This window comes from Nocardia terrae (assembly GCF_009760405.1).
GTDB classification, from domain to species: domain Bacteria; phylum Actinomycetota; class Actinomycetes; order Mycobacteriales; family Mycobacteriaceae; genus Nocardia; species Nocardia terrae.
Genome location: NZ_WRPP01000005.1, coordinates 486368 through 506947, shown reverse-complemented (window position 1 = coordinate 506947; position 20580 = coordinate 486368). Strand labels below are relative to the sequence as shown.

Annotated in this window: 19 protein-coding genes; 6 read left to right on the top strand and 13 right to left on the bottom strand. The window is 63.4% G+C overall.

The features are described from left to right. Positions 1 to 5 precede the first annotated feature (5 nt). Genes GPX89_RS26445 through GPX89_RS26435 form a run of 3 tightly spaced genes read left to right on the top strand, consistent with a single transcriptional unit; the run spans position 6 to position 2463 of the window. Positions 6 to 713: a hypothetical protein gene (locus GPX89_RS26445; protein ID WP_235948030.1), complete on the top strand. Its 708-nt coding sequence runs from the start codon at positions 6 to 8 to the stop codon at positions 711 to 713. Positions 714 to 749: 36 nt separating this feature from the next. Further along, positions 750 to 1739, top strand: a complete 990-nt coding sequence (locus tag GPX89_RS26440; protein WP_157390342.1) for an ABC transporter ATP-binding protein — start codon at positions 750 to 752, stop codon at positions 1737 to 1739. A gap of 22 nt (positions 1740 to 1761) precedes the next feature. Then, positions 1762 to 2463, top strand: coding sequence for a hypothetical protein (locus tag GPX89_RS26435; protein WP_157390341.1), 702 nt, complete (start codon positions 1762 to 1764; stop codon positions 2461 to 2463). On the opposite strand, the gene GPX89_RS26430 is transcribed toward GPX89_RS26435, so the two are convergent. Next, the gene (locus GPX89_RS26430; protein WP_157390340.1) at positions 2406 to 4934 is read right to left on the bottom strand and encodes an MMPL family transporter; all 2529 of its coding nucleotides are present in this window, start codon (positions 4932 to 4934) and stop codon (positions 2406 to 2408) included. The two genes, GPX89_RS26435 and GPX89_RS26430, sit on opposite strands and share 58 nt — an antisense overlap. 157 nt (positions 4935 to 5091) lie before the next feature. Here GPX89_RS26430 and GPX89_RS26425 point away from each other — a divergent pair, with 157 nt between their 5' ends. Next, complete coding sequence (locus GPX89_RS26425; RefSeq protein ID WP_328602337.1) at positions 5092 to 5670, top strand: TetR/AcrR family transcriptional regulator; 579 nt, start codon at positions 5092 to 5094, stop codon at positions 5668 to 5670. Positions 5671 to 6138: 468 nt separating this feature from the next. Here the strand turns inward: GPX89_RS26425 and GPX89_RS26420 are convergent, their stop codons facing one another. The 8 genes from GPX89_RS26420 to GPX89_RS26385 all read right to left on the bottom strand — a co-directional run bounded on the left by GPX89_RS26420 (position 6139) and on the right by GPX89_RS26385 (position 15550). Further along, a complete protein-coding gene (locus GPX89_RS26420) occupies positions 6139 to 6774 on the bottom strand; it encodes a TetR/AcrR family transcriptional regulator (protein ID WP_157390339.1) in 636 nt (211 codons plus the stop codon). Between the two features lie 149 nt (positions 6775 to 6923). Continuing rightward, a complete protein-coding gene (locus GPX89_RS26415; RefSeq protein WP_157390338.1) occupies positions 6924 to 8096 on the bottom strand; it encodes an acyl-CoA dehydrogenase family protein in 1173 nt (390 codons plus the stop codon). Positions 8097 to 8265: 169 nt separating this feature from the next. Next, on the bottom strand, positions 8266 to 10083 hold the full coding sequence (locus tag GPX89_RS26410) for an AMP-dependent synthetase/ligase (RefSeq protein WP_157390337.1): 1818 nt from the start codon (positions 10081 to 10083) through the stop codon (positions 8266 to 8268). Between the two features lie 67 nt (positions 10084 to 10150). Beyond that, positions 10151 to 11716, bottom strand: coding sequence for an aldehyde dehydrogenase family protein (locus GPX89_RS26405; protein ID WP_157390336.1), 1566 nt, complete (start codon positions 11714 to 11716; stop codon positions 10151 to 10153). A gap of 80 nt (positions 11717 to 11796) precedes the next feature. Then, positions 11797 to 12747: a PDR/VanB family oxidoreductase gene (locus GPX89_RS26400; protein WP_157390335.1), complete on the bottom strand. Its 951-nt coding sequence runs from the start codon at positions 12745 to 12747 to the stop codon at positions 11797 to 11799. Between the two features lie 32 nt (positions 12748 to 12779). Further along, positions 12780 to 14033 (bottom strand): cytochrome P450, encoded by a 1254-nt coding sequence (locus GPX89_RS26395; RefSeq protein WP_157390334.1) that lies wholly within the window; start codon positions 14031 to 14033, stop codon positions 12780 to 12782. Between the two features lie 78 nt (positions 14034 to 14111). Then, positions 14112 to 14291 carry a hypothetical protein gene (locus tag GPX89_RS26390; RefSeq protein ID WP_157390333.1) on the bottom strand — a complete coding sequence of 60 codons (180 nt, stop codon included), beginning with the start codon at positions 14289 to 14291 and terminating at the stop codon, positions 14112 to 14114. Further along, complete coding sequence (locus GPX89_RS26385; RefSeq protein WP_157390332.1) at positions 14291 to 15550, bottom strand: Rieske (2Fe-2S) protein; 1260 nt, start codon at positions 15548 to 15550, stop codon at positions 14291 to 14293. The genes GPX89_RS26390 and GPX89_RS26385 overlap by 1 nt, the downstream gene beginning before the upstream one ends. Before the next feature lie 228 nt (positions 15551 to 15778). Here GPX89_RS26385 and GPX89_RS26380 point away from each other — a divergent pair, with 228 nt between their 5' ends. Then, positions 15779 to 16510 (top strand): TetR/AcrR family transcriptional regulator, encoded by a 732-nt coding sequence (locus GPX89_RS26380; protein ID WP_157390331.1) that lies wholly within the window; start codon positions 15779 to 15781, stop codon positions 16508 to 16510. Positions 16511 to 16747: 237 nt separating this feature from the next. On the opposite strand, the gene GPX89_RS43945 is transcribed toward GPX89_RS26380, so the two are convergent. From GPX89_RS43945 to GPX89_RS26360, 4 genes are all read right to left on the bottom strand, one after another. Then, complete coding sequence (locus GPX89_RS43945; protein WP_198347594.1) at positions 16748 to 17059, bottom strand: hypothetical protein; 312 nt, start codon at positions 17057 to 17059, stop codon at positions 16748 to 16750. Then, positions 17056 to 17214: a hypothetical protein gene (locus GPX89_RS26370; RefSeq protein WP_157390330.1), complete on the bottom strand. Its 159-nt coding sequence runs from the start codon at positions 17212 to 17214 to the stop codon at positions 17056 to 17058. The genes GPX89_RS43945 and GPX89_RS26370 overlap by 4 nt, the downstream gene beginning before the upstream one ends. Positions 17215 to 17436: 222 nt before the next feature. Beyond that, complete coding sequence (locus tag GPX89_RS26365) at positions 17437 to 18204, bottom strand: hypothetical protein (RefSeq protein ID WP_157390329.1); 768 nt, start codon at positions 18202 to 18204, stop codon at positions 17437 to 17439. A gap of 99 nt (positions 18205 to 18303) precedes the next feature. Next, positions 18304 to 19020, bottom strand: a complete 717-nt coding sequence (locus GPX89_RS26360) for a lytic transglycosylase domain-containing protein (protein ID WP_235948025.1) — start codon at positions 19018 to 19020, stop codon at positions 18304 to 18306. A gap of 692 nt (positions 19021 to 19712) precedes the next feature. On the opposite strand from GPX89_RS26360, the gene GPX89_RS26355 reads away from it, so the two are divergent. Continuing rightward, a complete protein-coding gene (locus GPX89_RS26355; RefSeq protein WP_157390328.1) occupies positions 19713 to 20555 on the top strand; it encodes an esterase/lipase family protein in 843 nt (280 codons plus the stop codon). Positions 20556 to 20580: the final 25 nt, after the last annotated feature.

Genomic DNA, 20580 nt, shown 5'->3' with positions numbered 1-20580 from the left:
GAACAATGTCCAGTAAATCCGAAGTTCTCGAAGTACCGCAGGACGCAGATATCGCGACGGAAACCGAGACGGAATCCGCGCCCGAAATTCCGGCACGCGCGGTGCGTGGCCGGGCCTCGATCGTCGGCGGCGTGCTCAGTCGTGGCCGGAACGCGGGGGAGTCCACGATCAAGCTGAAGACGATCGTCGCCGCTGTCGCCGCGGTCGCGGTGACAGCGGCGGTCGGTGCGCTCGGGTGGCAACTACACGCGAAGTCGACCGATCTGAACAACCTGCACGCCGACGCGGCCGGTCGCGCCCACGCCGAACAGATCGCCCTCGACTACGCGACCGGCGCGGCCGAGATGGACTTCCACGATTTGGCTTCCTGGCGCGGGCGCCTGACCAAGGGCACCAGCCCGGAGCTGTCCAACCGGCTGACTCAGGCAGCTGCCTCGATGGAGCAGATCATCACGCCGCTGCAGTGGGTGTCTACCGCGAAACCGATTGCAGCGAAAGTGCTTTCGGAGTCCAACGGCGCCTACTCCATCGACTGCTTCGTGAGCGTGCTGACCAAGAACACGCAGGCCGCCGACGGCATCAATTCGACCGCCACCTACCAGTTGACGGTCGATAGCCGGAACAACTGGTCCATCACGAACATCGGCGGGATCGACTCGGCTCTGTCCCCGAAGTCGGCCCCCGCCCCGGCTGCGGCCCCCGCGTCGAAGTGACGCGCCTAGCCATCGAACACCGAGGGAGACAAAGATATGGGCGTCGAGGTCAGGACCGAGGGCATCACGAAGTCATTTGGTTCGCAACGTATTTGGCAGGACGTCAGTCTCACGCTGCCGCGGGGTGAGGTGAGCGCTCTGCTTGGCCCGTCCGGTACCGGTAAGTCGGTGTTTCTGAAGTCGTTGATCGGTCTGCTGCGCCCGGAACAGGGCTCGATCTTCATCGACGGCACCGACATCATGACCTGCTCGAGCAAACAGCTCTACGAGATCCGCAAGCTGTTCGGCGTCCTCTTTCAGGACGGCGCGCTGTTCGGGTCCATGAATCTGTTCGACAACACGGCCTTCCCGTTGCGCGAGCACACCAAGAAGAGCGAATCCGAGATCAAGAAGATCGTCATGGAGAAGCTCGAATTGACCGGTCTGCTGGGCGCTGAGGGGAAGCTGCCAGGTGAGATCTCCGGTGGTATGCGCAAGCGCGCCGGTCTGGCCCGCGCGCTGGTGCTGGACCCGCAGATCATCCTGGTCGACGAACCGGACTCGGGTCTGGATCCGGTGCGCACGTCGTACTTGGCCCAGTTGTTGATCGATATCAACGCGCAGATCGACGCGACGATCCTGATCGTCACCCACAACATCAATCTGGCGCGGACCGTGCCGGACAACATCGGCATGCTGTTCCGCCGTCAGTTGGTGATGTTCGGTCCGAGGGAGGTTCTGTTGACCTCGGAGGAGCCGGTGGTCAAGCAGTTCCTCAACGGCCGTATGCAGGGCCCGATCGGTATGTCGGAAGAAAAGGACGAGTCGCAGATGGCCCGGGAACAGGCCATGTTCGACGCCGGTCACCACGCCGGCGGTGCGGAAGAGGTCGAGGGCATCATCCCGCAGATGCGGGCCACCCCCGGTATGCCCCCGCGCGAGGCTGAGCATCGCCGGCATATACGCGTCCGCGAAATGATGCATACGCTCCCGCCCGCGGCGCAGAAGGCAATCGAGGACAGTCTGGACACCGGATCCCGAGTTTGAGATGTACGACCCCCAACTCATCTTGGACGCGATCGACAACCACACGGTACCGATCCTGATCGGATTCGGGCTGGCGATGGTGTTGCAGAACATCGCGATGGTGAAGGCCGTCGTGATGACAAGGCGCGAGGGGTGGATATCGATCCCGCTGCCCTGCACCTATTTATGGCTCGCGCACGACTTCGGCGTCGTCGTTCGCTTCCACACCTGGTTCCACCGATACCATCACTGGTTTCTCAAACTCTTCTGGCTCGGCCTGCTGATCGCGTTCCTCATCGAGCTGGTCTTTCTCGCGCAGGCGTCACGCGTCGGCCGCGCGGAATACCTTCCGCGCGGCACGCAAGCGCAATGGAACGCACTGCTGTTCGGCGGCGCCGCCATCGCCATCCTGTGCTGGGAGTACCAGAAGACGATCTGGGCCGACCCTCTCTATCAGGCACTCGCATCGACAACCCTGTATGTCATCCCGCTCTTCGTGGTTCCGCTGATACTCCGCCGTCGTTCGCCGATCGCCCAATCACCCGTGATCTACGGAAGTTTCGCCGCCATGGTCCCCCTCTGGTGGGCTGTCACCGTCGGCGCGTACGGCGGCCCGTTCCGCTCCTGGCAGTACCTAGCCTCAGGCATCGTCGCCTTCACCACCCTAACCACATTGACGTGGTGGATTCACCGGCTCCGATCGACAGAGCCAGTTCCCCGGCCCACGCTCTGCGATGTGCGGTGAGCCATGTCATCCGCTGATTGCCGGAGCGGTGGTGTTCGAAACCGACGACGACACCTGGGCGGCGGTAACGGTGTGGTGCCGCACCCGATCGGGTGCGGCACCACATTCATTGCGGGTGAGGCGAATTCACACGTGTGCGCGGGTTGCCGGTTGCCGATGGCCGGGCCGGAGCGTTCGGCGTTGAGACTCCGGCCTTCGATGTCGATGTTCGGCAGCACGCGCTGTAGAGCCTGCGGCATCCACCACACGGCGTCGCCGCAGATCGACATCACGGCGGGTACCAGCAGCATGCGCACCACGAATGCATCGACAATGACGCCGACCGCCAAGGCGAAGCCGAATTGCCGGATCATCGGGTCGTCGGTGAAGATGAACCCCGCGAAGACGGCGGCCATGATGGCCGCGGCGGCGACTACGACACGCGCGGCGTGTTCGAAGCCGTGGGCGATGGCCTCGTCACCGTGGCGTCCGTCGGCGTGGGCTTCTTTCATCGCGGAGACCAGGAAGACCTCGTAGTCCATGGCGAGCCCGTACAGCAGGCCGGTCGCTACGATGGGCAGAACGGCCAGGATCGGCGAGGTGGCGTGGAAGCCCAGCAGCGACTGGCCCCAGCCGTGCTGGAAGACTGCGGTGGTCGCGCCGAATGCCGCGAGAATGCTGAGTACGAATCCGAGAGTGGCCTTGATCGGGATCACGATGGAACGGAACACCAAGGCCAACAGGAAGATCGACAGTACCGCCACCACCGCCAGATAGACGGGCAGGGCGTGGGCGAGGCGCGCGGACACATCGATTCCCAATGCCGTGAATCCGGTGACGCCGACGTCCACGTTGCGGTCGCTCGCGAAAGTCGCCGCCTGGCCGCGGATCTCGTGGACCAGCTGTTCGGTGGCCGCGTCCGTGGGCCCGCTGCTCGGCACGACCGAGAGGACGACCGTCCGGCCGTTGTCGCTCACACCGCCGAGGGTCACCGCGGTCACGCCTGGCAACTGTGTCAGATCGCGGTAGAGGCCCGCGATGTCGGTGGTGGCGATCGGAGCCTCCCGGTTCCCGGCATCGGCGACGACGACGAGTGGCCCGTTGTAACCAGGGCCGAAATGGTCCTTCACGACCTCGTAGCTCTCGCGTTGGGTAGTTCCCCCGCTGTAGCTCGCGCCGGAAGGCAGTCCGAGACTCATCTGTGTGGCTGGGAACGCGAGCAGCCCGGTAATGAGCAATGCCGCCGTCGCGGCTAGGAACCGGTGCCTGGTCACGAGGCCCACCCAGGCGGTGGCGACCGCGAGCGGCGGCCGTGCGGGTGTGGCGGTGGCTCGCGGGGAAGCGGCCCGCAAGCGCGCCTTGGGCGAGCAGATCCGCTCGCCGGCGAGACCGAGCAGGGCGGGGAGCAGCGTCACTGCGGTCAGCACGGCGATCAAGACCGTGGCCGTGGCGGCGATACCCATGGTCGTGATCAGGTGGATTCGGACGATGGCGAGCGCGGTGAGCGCGATGGCGACCGTGCTACCGGCGAAAACCACTGCGGTGCCGGAGGTCCCGAGAGCGCGGCCGGTGGCTTCTTCGGCGCTCATGCCTTGGTCGAGAATATAGCGACGCTGTCTGTTGACGATGAAGAGCGCGTAATCGATGCCGACGGCCAAGCCGATCATGAGTCCGAGTACCGCGCTGAGCGAATGCAGCGAGATCAGATGCGAAATCACCAGGGTGCCACCCACACCCACGCCTACCCCGCTCAGCGCCGTGACCAGCGGTAGCCCGGCCGCGACCAGCGACCCCAGGGTCACCAGCAGCACGAGCGCGGCGATCCCGACACCCACCACCTCGCCCGCGCCCACGATCTCGGGGAGCTGGACCATCGAAGCAGAGGGCAGGACGGCGATGCCGTGCCCGGCAGTGGCGTGTTTCGCCGCGGCCACGGTGTTGTCGATCGTGTCGGCCGGCAGTTCGAAAGTCTGCTTGTCGAACTGGAATTGGAGGACGGCGCTGGTTCTGTCCGGGGAGACGAGCACTCCCGGCACAGGCTGCCCGTCGATCGCCAGCGGAGTCGCGGCGGCGCCGTGATCCGCCGCTCCGGACGGCGTGACCGCTGCGGCGGCGCGGAGGGCGGGACTGTTCATCCCCTTCGCGGCTTCCTGCTTCAGTACCTCGCGGGTGTCGATGACATGGTCGCTGGCGTAGACCTGGTCGACGGCCGCGAGCAGCGCGCCCAGGTTCTCGCCTTGGTCGATGCGCGAACCGTTTTCGGTCTCGAAGGCGATGATGCCCTGTCCGCCCGACATCAGTGGCATCTTCTGACCCAAGTCGTCGATGAGGTGCTGAGCGGGAGTGCCGTCGATCCGCACCTCGCTGCTGAGCTGGGGTGGGTAGACGGCGAGCAGAGTGATGATCACGTGCAGGATCACGACCCAGGGCGCGATGAAAAGCCAAGGTCGCCGATAGGCGGTTCTTCCGATGCGGTACAGCAGGGTCGACATTGCGGGGATTCCTCTCGGCACTGGCGGCCATGGATGCCTGCCATGAAGGGAACTGATAGTCAGCTATCAAAACGATAATTAACTATCGCTTTGGCTTACAAGGTACGCTCGATCACAGCCCAGGTACCCGGTGAATTGATCGAGGAGCGAAGTCTGCGTGGCCACGAAACCGCTTCGGACGGATGCTTTCGCCAGCATCTCCCGAATCACCGAGGCGGCTCGACGCCTGTTCGCCGCCGAGGGTGGCTCTGCCACGCTCGCGCACATCGCAAGCGAAGCGGGGGTCGGCGTTGCGACGCTGTACCGGCACTTTCCCAACCGTGAAGCGCTGGCCCGTGCCGTCTACGAACGGATCCTCACCGCCGAGGTCCTGCCCATGCTCGCCGAGCTCGACAACGACGGGCTGCCCCGGCCGATCCTCCTCGACGTCGCCGAACGGATCGCCGACATTATTCAGAGCGAACGAGCACTCGCGACGTCGGTGGGCAACCTGACGGAGGTGACGGCGGACTTCCTGGCCCAGAGCGACGAGATTTTCGGCCCTGCGGTACAGCGCGCTCAAGTCGCGGGCAATCTGCGGCCGGACCTCGAACCACGGGACGTGCCTTATGTTTTCGCCCTGGTGATCACCGCCTTGAGCGGGGTGGAGCTCGGAGAATCGGCACGCCGCCGGTATTTGAGTTTTCTGCTGGACGCGCTCAATCCGGACCAGGCGACGCCGCTGCCGCCCATGTGAGCGCCGTGCGCCCGGGAACCACCGGCTCGCCGCTTGATCGACGGCCATTCCGAAAGTGCCGATTGACGTGTGGCACAGGCCACATTACCTTCTGAGTGAGTCCGTCGCAAAATTGCTCTCCAGCTCAGGAGCCATGGCAAGGCCCGACGGTGCGTCCGGCAAGGTCTCTCCCAGGCACCGTCGCCGAGCATGAGGCCGAGGCGACGGCACCCCTGCCGTGATGCGGGCGAGGTTTTCGCAGGACCACACACCTCCACCGCAGATTGCGGGTATGCGCCGGCAACCACCCGCCTGCGCCATTCGATGGGAACAGTTCACCGCCCCCATAAACGCCGGTGATCGCCGACGTCGCCATCGCCCGTGAACTCGTTGGCCAATGTTGGTCGTTGGCCGTGCTCGAGCTCGATCTAGGCGCCCACAACAGGCACGAAGCATGGCTGATCGCGACGATCGCCGGTCATCGCCTGCTCAGCCCCGGCTTTCTGCCTCGGTCTCGTACCGTGCCGCCGCAAACACGGTGTCGACCACCGCCATTGCGCGGATCCTGAAGGCGTCGTCGCTGAGCAGACCAGCAAGCCACTGGTGGATGGCGCCGATCAGGCCCGCTGCGATGACATCGCCATATCGTCGGACGTTCACCTCGGGGCCGATGAAGCCGGCTTCGACCGCATCCTCGAGGCAGCCGATGAGGGCATGGGTCGGATCATGGTCGAGGACACGCCCGCTCATGCTCCACCCGGACAGCAACGCACGGAAAACCCGGCCGTCGGCGCACAGGATGCGCACCACCGCATCGACGATTCGATGCGCGCGCTCCTGCGGTTCAGCGGCAGTAATGGATTGAACGTCCAGGCCGACGAGCGCTCGGTCGGCAAGCGCGCTCCACAATTGATCGCGGTTGCCGATGAGGTTGAAGACGGTCATCGGCGCCACCGCCGCACGCGCTGCGATGCGCTCGATGGTGAGGCCCTTGTCAGGATCCTCCCGGAGTAATTCCAGGGCGCTGTCGAGAATCCGCTCCACACGATGTCTCTTCCCCAGCTCCCGCAGGCCCAACGCCGCTGTGCCACCGGTTACCTCATCCGACGAGACGGAGCGCGCCATGGTCGCCCTCCTCTCGATCGTTCGTGCGCCACTGTCGCGACAATCTCCGCATGCCCGCCCCGATGGTAATCCACGAAACGGACGGCCCCGGTGCCGGCGGTTGGCCGGACAGCGGCCGCGAATCGGTTCACCCGGACACGCCGGGCAGGTCAGTAGGACCGCGGCAACCCGAGAGAATGCTCCGCAACGAAGTTCAGGATCATCTCTTTCGAGACGGGTCCCATATTGAGCATGCGCACTACCCAGAAGTAGGGCGCCAGCTGATACTCGTAGGTCACGCCGTTGCCGCCGTGGATCGCAACAGCGCTGTCGAGTGCCTCCAGCCCTGCCGACGCACCGAGAAATTTCGCCATGTTCGCCAGCTCGCCGACCTCGATGCCGGTGTCGTACAGCTGGCATGCTCGCTGGGTCAGCAGAATGGCGGACTGCAAATGGATGTGGGCAGCCGCCAGTGGATGCGCCACACCCTGATGGGCACCGATGGGCCGGTCCCACACCTGCCGCTGCTTCGCGTAGTCGACGGCTTTACGCAATGCGTATTGCCCGATCCCGGTGCAGAGTGAGCTCGTCAGAATGCGTTCGGTGTTCAGGCCCGTGAAGGCGACCGCAAGTCCGTGACCTTCCGCGCCGATCATATTGTCGGCCGGCATCTCCACGTTGTCGAAGAACACCTGGTGGCTCTTATCGGGCTGGTTCATGACGGTGCGGATAGGCGTCCAGGTCAACCCCGGAGAATCGGCCTTCACCATGAACACCGACAGCCTGGAACGACCACTGCGCTCGCTGGTACCGGTGCGTGCGACAACCATCACCCACTCGGCCGACTCCATCCCGGTGATGAACACCTTCTGGCCACTGAGAACCCAGTTGTCGCCAACGCGCCGCGCGGTGGTGGCAATGCGGTGGGCATTGGATCCAGCGTCGGGCTCGGTTATGGCGAACGACAGCCGCGTCTCACCGGAGGCAACGCCCGGCAACCATCGCGCCTTTTGCTCCTTACTGGCGCTGCGGTCGAGGACCGTGCCGGTCACACCTGAGGAGAACAACATCGACTGCAGTGGAGTTCCGGCGATCGCGGTTTCCTCAACAACAATGGCGAGCTCGGCCAGCCCGAGGCCGCCCCCACCGTACTGTTCGGGTAGGTGGACACCGAGATATCCCTTGGCGCCCAACGTCTTCCACAGCTCCGCGCAGTTGCCGCCTTCGTCGACCTGCTGTTGGTAGTAGTCGGGTCCGAACGAGCGCGCGATACCACCGACCGCGTCACGAATCGCACGTTCCTCGTCGGACATCACGACGGTGGTGCCGGTTTGGACTGCCATCAACTCTCTTTCCGTCCCAGCCGGGTCGCCACGCAAGCACCGGACTGTAATTTATATAGCTCTCTAATTTTAGAGTGCAGCATAAGAATTCTGCAACGTTGCAGCGGCCGCCCACGCGGGCAGCCGCCATTCACTACCAAGCGCCGGATCGTGGAATCGATCGCTCCAGCTACTGACCGCGGCCACACGCATCGGTCCCATACAGGGCCTCGATGACATCGGAATACTTCTGAAGGATGGGCTTGCGCTTGAGCTTCATCGTCGGGCTGAGCTCGTCGCCGCCAGGCAACCACTCGTCGGGGAGCACACTGAATTTCTTGATCTGCTCGACACGTGACAGCCGCCCGTTGGCCGCTACGACGGCCGACTCGACCGCTGCCCGCACTCTCGGATGGGTGGACAGCGTCTCGGTATCGCCGACGTTGCCCGACAGCGCCGAGGCGACTTCGGCATCGATCACGATCAGGGCCACGTTGTAGGGTCGGGCATCGCCGACAGCGATGACCGAGCCGATGATCGGATCGGCTTCCTTGATCTTGGCTTCGATATTGGCCGGTGACATGTTCTTGCCAAAAGCGCTGATGATCAGCTCTTTCTTCCGGTCGATGATCTTCAGCCGGCCGTCAGGGTCATACTCGCCGATATCGCCGGTGTGCAGCCAGCCCCGCGCGTCGATGGTTTCGGCCGTCAACTCCGGGCGATTCAGGTACTCGGTCATCAGCCAAGGGCTGCGCAGAATGATCTCGCCATCGTCGAGGAGTTCGAGTTCCAGACCGGGAAGGGCTCGCCCGACCGTGCCGAGCTGTATGTCGTCGAGACGGTTGATGGACCCGAACGCGGTGCACTCGGACATACCCCATGCTTCGAGCGCGTTCACGCCCAGCGCCAGGAAATAACGCACAAGACCGGGCGGCACGGGCGCAGACCCGGTGAGCGCCACAACCACCTGGTCCAATCCGAGGGCCGCCAACAGCGGATTCAGCACATCCCGCTTGGCCTGGGCATACTGCTCGGCGAGGTCGTCGGGAACCGGCCCACCGGCCTGCTGTGCGTCGACGACACGAAGCCCAAGGTCGATAGCCTCACGCTGGGCCGGACCGTTGGAGTCGGCGTTGCGCTCGATCTGGGCCTCAATCGCCGCTCGCAGCTTTTCGAACAGCCGCGGTGGTGAGAAGACATAATGCGGATGCGAATCGGCGAGATGCTGCGCGATCAGGCGAGGATCGGGACATGTGGTTACGGTCAGGCCGAATCTGATGCCTCGGTAATGGGAGAACATCCGCTCGGCCACATGCGCCATCGGAAGAAAGGACACCGTACGGCCACCGTCGACAGTGCCCATCACCTCGTCGAGGGCCGACAGACTGCCCAGGATGGCACGGTGGCTCAACACGACACCCTTGGGATGTCCAGTGGTGCCCGAGGTGTAGCTCACCGTGGCAGCCGAGGTGGGGTCGACCGCGCGCCAGGTCGCCTCGAAATCGAACCCTGCGGGCGCATCCTTGATCAACCGTGCCAGCGGGACAGTGCAGTCGGCCTCGCCGCTGATGGAGATGATGCTCGCCAGTTCCGGGTAGTGTCGCTGGACCTCCCGCATCACCTCGACGGACTCCGGCTCGACGATAGCGAGCCGCACCTTCGCGTTGTCCAGGATCCATGCGATGTCAGCGGCGGGCAGCGTGTTGTAGATCGAGATCGGAATCGCGCCCAGATGGGTCAGCGCGGTATCGAGATAGTGGAACGTGGGCACATTGCGGGTCATCAGCGCAACCGTGTTGCCGCTGCCGACGCCGAACCCGTACAGGGCGGCGGCATGTTTGCGCACCTCCTCGCCGTACTGGCCCCAAGTGACCTCGCTCTCGCCGCCCAAGGTACGCAGAGCGACTCGGTCAGCAACCCTGGTAACGGTCGCCTGGAAAGCGGCTGGGATGGTAGCGAGGCCGAGAGGGTCGGCCTGGGGGGTTTTCCTTTCGGAAACGGTCGTCACGAAATTTCTCCTACCTGGACTGGTATCGGGTGGATGACACGCGAAAAAGTCGGCGTGTCCACGGTTTTCAGCGCCCGGCCGACCTGCCGAGACGACGCCGCCAATCTCGAGCCTCGATGAAACGTGAGCCTTTGGCGATGAGACCACCCTTGAAAGGGGTGAAGGGGTACCAGTGCGCCTCGGACTTGGCCTCGACACGCTCCGACACCCGAGCCTGGGCGCGGGTGTACTTGCGGATGCCGCCCGCGGCTCCGAAACGCGCGCCGATACCGGAGTCCTTCCAGCCTCCCGACGGCAGCGGAAGCTGAAAATTCGTCATGCACACGTTGTTGACGCAACCCCCCCCGACCTCGAGGCGTTCGGCGAGTGCCTCACCCTTGCGGCGGTCCTTGGTCCAGACGCTCCCCGAGAGCCCGAAAGCGCTGTCGTTCGCCAACGCCAGCGCGCTCTCGGCATCGGGAACTTTCATGATGGGAAGGACAGGGCCGAAGGTCTCCTCGCGCATGATGTCCATCGTGTGGTCCACATCCACCAGCACCGTCGGCAAGTAGTAGAAACCAGGGCCGGGCTTACGTTTCCCACCGGCCAGTACCTTGGCGCCCTTGGCGACCGCGTCGTCGACGTGGCGTTCCACGATGGCCAGTTGCGCTTCGCTGGACATGGCGCCGATGTCCGCTGTAAACGGCGCATCGATGTCTGTGCCGACTCGCAGTGCGTTGGTCCTCGAGACGACCTCGCGTACGAAGTCGTCGTAGATACCCGCCTCGACGTAGGCCCGCTCGATGGCGATACAGCCTTGGCCGGCATTGACGAATGCCCCCCAGACCGCGCCGCCGCTCGTCCTCTCGATGTCGGCGTCGTTCAATACGATCATCGGATCTTTACCACCGAGTTCCAGGCTGCAGGGGATGAGCCGCTCGCCAGCGCGGGCGGCCACCGCCCGGCCGGTGCGCACCGAACCGGTGAACTGGACCATGTCGACCGCGTCGACAACCGCTCGGCCGGTCGTACCTGCCCCGGTCGCGCACCCGAGCACATCGGGTGCTCCGATGTCCTCCCGCCAGCCGCGAACAACCTCGAGCCAGGTCAGCGGAGTCAGCTCGGACGGTTTGGAGAGCACCGCACAGCCCGCCATGAGCGCGGCGGGGATGTCCAGCAGCGGCATCACGAGCGGCCAGTTCCACGGCGAGATAACTCCCACCAGTGGGAACGGCCGGTAGCTGACGGTGAGCTGCTTGGTCAGCTGAGTCGGGCTGGCAGGTTTGGGACGGCCGTCGCGCAGAAACTCTCCTGCGTTCTTGATCCAATAGTTGAGGACCATCAATCCGTATGATGGCTCGATCGACGCGTCGCCATACACCTTGCCGGTCTCCTGCTGGATCAGCGACATCAGGTGGGTCTCGTTGTCGAGGATCCAATCCCGGAGCTGACCGAGCCACTTACCCCGGCCCCGGGTGCCGAGGGCCTCCCACTCCGGCTGGGCCGCGCGCAGCCGCGCCGCCAAGGTCGCGACCTCGGCATCGGTCATATTCGGAACCGCTGCTATCACCGTGCCATCGACCGGGCTTGTCACGGTCAACTCGCCGGAGATAGGGGGGACAACCGCACGACTGGGCAGTTGGCTTTCGGCCATGGCCATTTTCCTCTTCTGACAACGAAACTCGGTAGATCTCTAGGAGCCCGCGCCTCAAATAATTATGAGACACGCTGTCTCTAAATATCAAGGGTCAATATCTCTTCCGCCGAGCGGGAGACACAGACCATCATCAAGTCCTGCGCGGCGCGCTCCTCAGCACTGAGCACCGAGCAGCGATGGTCGACCTTCCCGGCGAGCACGCTCGTCTCGCACGACCCGCAGGTGCCCTCCTCGCAGGCATAGTCCACATCCACGCCGTGGTCTAAGAGGACTTCGAGGATGGATCTATTGGGCGGGACGGCGACCGTCGCGCCGGTCCGCGCGAGGACCAGCTCGAACGAACCAGTCAGTGTCGGCGCCGTCATTTCCCTCGGTGTGAACCGCTCCACCCTCAGTGTTTCCAACGGCATTGCTGCGCAAGCCTTTTCGACCGCAGATAGGAAGCGTTCGGGTCCGCAGCAGTAGACCAGCGTGCCCGGCTCCCACCACGCTACGACGTCAGCCATATCGGCACGCCCGGTTTCATCCCTCGGATACAGCGTCACGTTCTCGGCCGGGTAGGCGTCGAGATCGGCACGGAAACCCATGCTGGCGCGACTCCGACCGCAGTACACGAGGCGCCACTGCGCTTTCCGGGAAGACGCAACAGCGATCATCGGCAGCAGGGGCGTGATGCCGATGCCGCCAGCGATGAACAGATAGCGTTCCGCCTCGAGGAATTCGAAGTGATTGCGCAGGCCGCGGGCGATGACCGCCGCGCCGGGGAAGAGCTTCTCGTGCACGTAATGCGAGCCACCCCGGCTCTCCGCCTCCCACAACACGCCGATGCGGTATGTGTCGCGGTCAGCAGGGTCCCCGCACAGGGAGTACTGCCGGATCAACCCATCACCCAGCTCCAAGTCGAGATGGGCGCCGGGTAGCCAGACCGGCAACGGAGAGCCTGAAGGATCCCTCAGCTCCAGGGAGACGACGTCATCTGCCGTCACGTGACGGCCAGAGACGACCAGGTTGAAGGGGCTATCGGTCATGCTACTGAACTCCCTACGAGAACCCATCCCTGTCAGACAGGTGTGATGGTGATGGGGAGCTCGTATACTCCACGAGCGAAAACGTCACGCACGTAACTGATCTCACCAGCGGGGCGAATGTCCCTGGTGCGCTGGAGAAGTTCTTCGAGCAGGATCTTCATCTCCAAAACTGCCACGTGCTTGCCCAGGCAGGTGTGCGGACCACGACCGAAACTCAGGTGCGGGGGGTCGGTATCCCGAGAAAGATCGAAGACGTCGGCGTCGCGGAACACCTCGGGGTCGAAGTTGCCCGCACCCAAGAGGATGCACACTCGCTCACCCGCGGAGATGGGCTGGCCGTGGACCTCGATATCCTTCGTGACAGTGCGCACAAAGTGCAGAAACGGGGTGGAGATACGGACGATCTCCTGCAGCGCGGTAACAGGGATATCGTCCGCATGTGCCCGCAGCCAAGCCATCTGATCCGGATCACGCATCAACTGGTGCATACCGTGGCTCAACGCCGTGCGGGTGCTTTCGGCCGCTCCACTGGCAAGGAGAACGATATTGCCCAGCATCTCCTCCTCGGACAGCGGATCGTCCGCGTCGGCCTGCACCATTTTGGAGATCACATCGTTCTCGGGCGACACTCGCTTGCGTGCGGCGAGATCGGTGGAGTAGTCGATCAGGTTGCCGATCGCCTCCAGGACCGCTTCGAATGATGGCGTGATTCGCGTGTCGAACGGTGCGGCGAACCGGTCGACCCAGTTGAAGAATTGGGCCCGCTCGGCCGGAGGTACCCCGAGCACGTCACCCAACGCCTCCATCGGCATCGCATGCGCAACATCGGTCACGAAGTTGAACGTGCCCTTCGTCAGCGCCTCGTCGACAACCGTGCGCGCATAGTCGCGAAACTTCTCCTCGAGTCGCCGAACCACATTGGGCGTGAAGCCGCGGCTGATCACCCGACGCTGACGCTTGTGATTCTCGATGTCGGCGGTCAGCATCGCGGGCTGCCCGCCGGATCTGGGGTCGATCGGGTTGATGGCCCAGATGTTCAGGTGACCGCGATCGAAGGCGAACGTGTCCGGATCCCGATCGATGGCGGAGATGTCTTCGTAGCGTGAGATCACCCGCACCCTGTCGATCAGCAGCGGATCATTGAATTCCTGGAGGTAGACGGGCTCGTTCTCCCTCAGGTAGGCGTACTGATCCAACGGCAACCCGTAGGTCGCAGGATTGCCGTTGGCGTACACATCCGGGTCCAGAACACCGATGTCGAGGCGCCGGTTAGCGAGAGGGGGCATGAAATGAATCTCCGTTTCGTGTAACTCATCAGGTTGTCGGTCAAGGACCTACCCGGACATCGGATGGGAGGTCAGAGGTCAACGATTCACATAGGTCGGATCCGCCGCTTTGATGCTGCTGCGCATCGTGACTCCACGCGCATCGTTGATTCCCGTGGGCATAAGCACCAACTGCGTGCGCCGGTACCTGCGATATGCCTCGGCGGCCACCAGGATCGCGGCAAATGGTATGGCGACTGAGGGAATGAACCGCGCCATCACGCCTCACCCTCGGTCGATCCGCCGGAAACTGCGGCTGTAGTCGGATCGTCGGGCCATGTGCAGCCGGCTCTGGCCCCGGCGCTGTGCACGTTGTCACCAGCCCATAGGCTGCGGTCGATCAGTCGGCTGTCCCAGAACTTGCGGAATCGCACCAGGCCGCGGTCGAACCGGTTGTAGGCGGGATGCTCGGGCTCCTGGCGGAACATCATCAAAGAGTTGTCCTGCATGATGGCAAACCAGTTGCGCCGCACCAGCAGTGACCTCACGACCGGTCTTCCGATCAAGCGCAGCACCGGGTTGTTGATCTTCGGCACGATCATCGTGAGATAGACGATGTGGCTGTCGACGTCGACGGGAGTAAAACTCAAGATCAGCCGGGCGCCGTCGCTCATGTCGTTGACCTTCTCGGTGAGAGCGATCATCGCCCGAGGTACCGGCGCAGTCACTTTGGCGCGGCTTTCGATCAATTCCGGCGGTGAGGCGGTGAGGTGAATCAAGTGCAATCCACCGCCATACGTCGTGGCGTGAAAGTCGCCGCCGGCCGCATCCGACACCCCCCACATCTCGCCTCGGCGGTAGCTGCGCTTGAGATCCTCCCAGCTCACATACGGTGCACGGCCGTAGAAGCGGGCGACGTACTCGAGTCGCGTGTCCGACTCGGAAATGATCTCAGTATCCCCCCAGGAGCCGAGCCGATGCAGCCCGGCGAAATGCGCTGCGTCGGGCAGATTCTCGACGAACCACTTGGCGGCGAAGGGAAGCTTGTAACGAACGTGCTCGAAGACGATGTCCGCTTCGGCGATGCCCTCATCGGCGAGAAAATCGGGCAGTTCATGGTCGGGCACCCCGGGGCCGTTCCACAAAAAGATGGCACCATAGCGCTCGATGACGAGATAGGTCGGCAGGCATTGCCGCACCTTCGGAGTCCCCGCTACCCCAGGGACATGGGCGACATTTCCTTCGGCGTCGTAGCGCCATGCGTGAAACGGGCAGCGGATGGTGTCACCGACGACCTCGCCGCCGTAGCCGAGGTTGGCACCGAGATGGGCGCAATGTGCTGCCGTGCAATGCGCAACCCCTTGTGAATCCCGCCACAGTACGACATCGCGTTCGAGTACCCGCAGGGGTATAACCGACTCCGGCTCGAGGTCACGAGAGAAGGCAATCTGCCAATACGATGTCGGGTACTGAGGGTTCAGAACTCCCTTGGTACCCAACCTCTTTCGGGGTCGGATCGCCGTCGGGGAAACATCCATTGCCGGCTCATCGTTCGCGACCGGACCAACGCCCCTTGTCATGTGATGCCCTTCATTCAGCTAATTGCTCACTCCGTTGTGACGAGTGAAACACTTGCATCAGCTGTACGTCAAGAGACACATGTGTCTCTTGCTGAATCTCTGCTGTGGTTGGCGAATACCCGCTGGTAGATGGGTCGGCCCTGTTCTACGGGGCCCAAGCCTCGGCCTGGTGGCATCATTGCGGCCGTGACCAACGGAGATGATGGCGCGACTTGCCAGTCCGATAGCGATCCAGCCACGCGGGCATCTATCAACGAGCCACCGCCCGCCCAGGCGGGCGGCGCAGCCTCGCGCCGTCGGCCCGCAGAGGTGCGCCGGCTCCTGCTCGAGGCCGCCGAACAAGTGGTAATCCGCAAGGGTATGTCAGCCAACGCACAGGAAATCGCGCGCGAGGCAGGAGTGCATCGTTCGGTCCTTTATCGGCATTTCGCCAGCGTGGAAGAAATTGTTCAGGTGGCGACACTCAGGCCTTTCAGCGAATTCCTATCAATGTTTCAGTCGATAGCCGACAGCTCCGGTCCCGACAATCCGATACCTCTGCGGGATTTCCTATACGGCTTCTTGGACAACCTACTAAATGATTTGACGGCGCACCGTGACTTTCTGACAATGGTCCTGTCGGGACTATCGCCGGTAGATAACAGCGAGCTATGGTGCAAGCTCGACGAGGTCCTCGATGAGATCACGGTGATCGCCGGGCGTGAAGGGCAGATTCGCGGGGTCGATGTTTCATCTATAGGAGTGAACACCCGGTTGGTTGTCGCGATGACCGCTGGACTCGTAGCATTCGGCGACTGGCTTCTTCCGCACGGCGACCGCGCACTGGACCGCCACACTCTAATTGAGCATATGTCAAATCTAATTCTTTATGGCGTGCAGAAAGTCGCCGATGAACAGAGACCTGCCGATCGTACTTAATCAAACTTCGGTCGATGCGCGGAGACGCCTCAATTATCAAACGTTGGGAACCGAAAGAGCTGCCCTGCAATCGAATGGAAACTATCAGGCCGCTGGGCGAGATGATTTCATCATCGCAGACCGCGTCCATCAGCGGCAGATCGTCCGCGCACGACGAAACTCAGCGGTCATGCAGATGATGTCTCGGCGTATCATTGGAACCCAATACGTACAACCCAACCACTACCGGGGTTGAACTCATGATGTTATTGGATCGAGGGTGGGTCCGGTTTCGGCGAGGAATCCGTCGAGAACACTGTCGGTGTGGCGTCGCAGGGTGGCGAGGTGGGATCTGATGATGGTGGCGAGGTGGTCGATGCTGTCGGTGAGCAGGTTGCCGATGCTGCGTTTGAGTGCCGACCACACGCCCTCGCCCGGGTTGAGGTCCGGGGTGTAGAGGGCGGCAGCCCTCGTCGCGCAGTACCCCCAATCTCGCCCACTGCTCGTCGGTAACCGGCACTCCGACGGCGGGCCGGTCGAGGCAAGTCCTGCCGCCCTGCGGCTTTTCACTTGTCCCACCAGTTCCCCCTGGTCATGGTCGCCACCTGATACCTGCGGGCCACCTGCTGATAGGCCATCCCCGCATCGAAGCCGTCGATGGCGTTCATGCGTGCCGCCTCACGCCGGGCCTGTCCGGCGGCGGTGAACCCGCCACCCGTGCGCATATCCTCAGGTTAGGCATCCGCGCAGTTCCAACGGTTCCCTTTGGGCCGGCTTGCCGACGATTCCGGGATATGGCATTCGCGGCGGGGATTCGCCGGGCGGCGTCCCTTGTGCTGACCGATTCGAGCTGCAACAGCCCGGGCAGCCTTGAGTACCACCTGGCCAGACAATAGAATTCGGCCGCCCTCGCGAACCAGGACGGCCGAATTGATTGCGCAGATCGCTCAGAAGATTGTCGCGAACTCATCGGCAGGGGTGTGCTCGGAGTCCTCGGCCTCCTGCCCGCGCAGTGCGCGGAAGATCAGCCAGCACTGGAGCGTGATCCAGACGCCGAACAGGGACAGCGGGGACCAGTACACCAGCAGGCCGTTCCACGCGAACGGACCGGTCCGCGGGACGAACGCGAACGCTCCTGCTTCGAACATGATCGTGATCCACAGCGACACGTAGCCGAACCAGCGCGGGAACGGGTTGTGCTTAACCAACTGCGTTGCCGGGCGCAGCGCGATGACGGTGATGCCGACCCACAGGAACACGTAGAACTGGTCGGTCGTCGTCAGCGTCAGCGACCCCAGCTCGTGCATGATCGTGGTGACCTCCGAGTCCTTCCGGGGCGCGGAGTATGCCGCGACTCCCCAGAACAAGGGCGGAAGCATCAGGAACAGCGACATGAGTGCGCCGCTGACCAGCGACAGGGCGCTCCAGATCTTGAATCCGCCCTTCTCGACTCGGGCCATCTGGACCGCGACGACCGCCAGGATCGGCATCATGAACGCACCGGTCCACCCGCCGATGACGGCGCCCCACTTGATCTTGCCCTGGTTGCTCGCATACCAGGCGTTCACCTGCTCGGCGCTCCACTCCGGGTTCTTGGTGGGCACCTGCTGCAGCAGGAATATGAGGGCGACGGTGTAGACGACTGCCAGGCCGATTCCCCACCACAGGATGGCTCGCTGGCTGCGCACCGAGAACAGGTTTCGACGCTCGGGCATGGTTCTCGTTGTTCCTCTCGAAATTTGAGATCTCGCGTCTCGAATATAAGGTTCGGCGTGTGTTGTGTCAATCACACCCGGCCTGCGATGAGCTGGACGTCACTGGCCCGCGCTCGGCGCAACCTCTGGCGGGCAGAAGATTCCGCAGGGGATCGGCGGCAGGCCGGGGATCAGGATCATGGTCTCCACAGGTTGCCGGGGCGGCTGGGCGGCAGCGCTGTCTGCTGACGGGTCCGCGGAAGCCGGTGGGGGAGTGTCCTTTTCGGGTGTGTCGGGGGTCTTCTGGGGTGTGGCCGGCGGCCAGTCCAAGGTGGCGCTCGGTACCGCTTTACCGCCGTAGACGGCGGACCAGCTCAATACATCGGACGCGTAGGATGCCGAGTTGTTGTAGCGCAGCACGGCTCGCAGGCGCTGGTCCGGGTCGCGCAGGTCCGATCCGGTGGCGCAGAGGTACCGACCGGCGGCCAGTGCCGCGTCGAAGACATTGTTGGGATCGGTGACACCGTCACCGTCGCCATCGCTGGCGTACGCGGCCCAGGTACTGGGCAGGAACTGCATCGGCCCGATGGCGCGAACCGCATCGCCACGGGCATCCCGGATGACTTCGTTCCCGGGCAGCGAGCCATCCAAGGCTGGTCCGAGGATCGGTGACAATGTCGTGCCGACGGCGTCCACATTGCCGTTGCTCGCGTGACCGGATTCGATCCGGCCGATGCCCGCCAGCAGGGTCCAATCGAGTCCGCATCGCGGCTGAAGTTGTGCGAGTGTGAGCTCCGCGTTCCGGTATGCCGCGAGGACGATTTCGGGTATGTCCATCGCGCCCGGGGTGGTCGGCTGACTGTCTTCGTGGACCAACTCGGCAGCGGGGAGTCGTACCGGCGCAAGGGTTTCCGCCGGTATCGAGTGGACCTGTACGGGTGAGGGGGCGGCCGGGACGAGCCCGACAGTTGCGATGTCGGTGGTGGCTCGCGGCGGCACGAAGGGTGTTTGCGCAGGGTGCGCGGGGGGTGGTTGCGCCCCGCTGGCGGAGGACCCGGCGATCAACATACCGGCGAGAGCGACGGCAGAGATGGCTGACGAGTTGAATGCCATCGCATTCATCCTTTCAAACGGGCGCGCGTTCGGCGAACGATCGTTCACGAATCGCAGAGCAACCGGGCTATCGCAGGGTCGCGCGACCGCGATGGGTGGTGGGTCGGACGCACCGTCCGGCGACCCAGCCTCACCTGCGTATTAATTTTGATTCAACGCATCTCATAATATGGCTTGCATCACAGAAGTCAACATCTGGCTATCACTCACATTGCGCGGGCTGTGAGTGATCGTTGACACATTCCCGACTCTCGGGCTACGATTCGAACTCAATATTGAGACTTCATGACTCGTAAATCTTGTCGACCCTATGGGGGTAGAGGATGCTGCGGTTGAAGGTCTGCGCGACGGCGGTGTGCGCATTTGTATCGGGCCTCACGAACTTGTCCACGGCGAATGCCGATCCGAATACGGTTATGCAAGGTCCTCCGCAACGGGATGTGCTGAGCGCCGTTCGATATGCGTTGGAAAACCCGAAGGCCATTCCGTCCGGGATGAACGACTTCTCCTGCAAACCCGCTGCGGCGCACCCGTATCCGGTGGTCCTGGTGAACGGCACCTTCGGGAACATGTATATGAATTGGTCGATGTACTCCCCGCAGCTCGCCGCCGACGGATACTGCGTTTTCGGGCTGGACTACGGATCCGGATCGGGTCCGATCAGCTCGCCGTTCTGGCATCAGGTCGGGAGCATGCGGTCATCGGCCCGGGAGCTGGGCGACTTCATCGAGGTCGTCCGTGGTGCGACCGGCGCGGCGAAGGTCGACCTGGTCGGCTATTCGCAAGGCGGGCTGGTGCCGCTGTACTACATCAATCAATTGGGCGGGGCCGACGAGGTCGACACCATGATCGGGGTGGCGCCGCCGTCCAACGGAATTGCTGTCTACGGAATTCTGCCGTGGATCGCGAGCAATCAGGGTGTGTCCGCAGCCTTCGACTCGGCTATCCCCGCGGTGCAAGATGTCACGGCGGGTTCGGATTTCGTGCGTGAGACCGCGTCCGGTGGACTGGCGCGACCGAATGTCCGCTACGTGACGATAGTTTCGAGAACGGACTCTGTAGTGCAACTCGGCGACGCGCACCTGCCTGATGGCCCGAATGTGACGAACATGGCGATCCAGGATCAGTGCGCTGATTACTACGGCGACCACACGACCTACATCTACAACGAAATCGCACTCCGTCTCGTGCGCAATTCCCTCGACCTCGCGAACGCGGTTCCGCTGCAGTGTCGCCTGGTGCTCCCGCTGGTCAACTGATCCGTTCCCTGAACCGCCGGTAGGC

Coding starts and splice junctions, on each gene's coding strand:
- GPX89_RS26360 (WP_235948025.1), bottom strand. CDS start 19,020: ATGGACATACCCGAAATCGTCCTCGCGGCATACCGGAACGCGGAGCTC.
- GPX89_RS26355 (WP_157390328.1), top strand. CDS start 19,713: ATGCAAGGTCCTCCGCAACGGGATGTGCTGAGCGCCGTTCGATATGCG.
- GPX89_RS26365 (WP_157390329.1), bottom strand. CDS start 18,204: ATGCCCGAGCGTCGAAACCTGTTCTCGGTGCGCAGCCAGCGAGCCATC.
- GPX89_RS26415 (WP_157390338.1), bottom strand. CDS start 8,096: ATGGCAGTCCAAACCGGCACCACCGTCGTGATGTCCGACGAGGAACGT.
- GPX89_RS26420 (WP_157390339.1), bottom strand. CDS start 6,774: ATGGCGCGCTCCGTCTCGTCGGATGAGGTAACCGGTGGCACAGCGGCG.
- GPX89_RS26445 (WP_235948030.1), top strand. CDS start 6: ATGTCCAGTAAATCCGAAGTTCTCGAAGTACCGCAGGACGCAGATATC.
- GPX89_RS26430 (WP_157390340.1), bottom strand. CDS start 4,934: ATGTCGACCCTGCTGTACCGCATCGGAAGAACCGCCTATCGGCGACCT.
- GPX89_RS26400 (WP_157390335.1), bottom strand. CDS start 12,747: ATGACCGATAGCCCCTTCAACCTGGTCGTCTCTGGCCGTCACGTGACG.
- GPX89_RS26440 (WP_157390342.1), top strand. CDS start 750: ATGGGCGTCGAGGTCAGGACCGAGGGCATCACGAAGTCATTTGGTTCG.
- GPX89_RS26390 (WP_157390333.1), bottom strand. CDS start 14,291: ATGGCGCGGTTCATTCCCTCAGTCGCCATACCATTTGCCGCGATCCTG.
- GPX89_RS26395 (WP_157390334.1), bottom strand. CDS start 14,033: ATGCCCCCTCTCGCTAACCGGCGCCTCGACATCGGTGTTCTGGACCCG.
- GPX89_RS26385 (WP_157390332.1), bottom strand. CDS start 15,550: ATGGATGTTTCCCCGACGGCGATCCGACCCCGAAAGAGGTTGGGTACC.
- GPX89_RS26370 (WP_157390330.1), bottom strand. CDS start 17,214: ATGCGCACGGGTGGCGGGTTCACCGCCGCCGGACAGGCCCGGCGTGAG.
- GPX89_RS26405 (WP_157390336.1), bottom strand. CDS start 11,716: ATGGCCGAAAGCCAACTGCCCAGTCGTGCGGTTGTCCCCCCTATCTCC.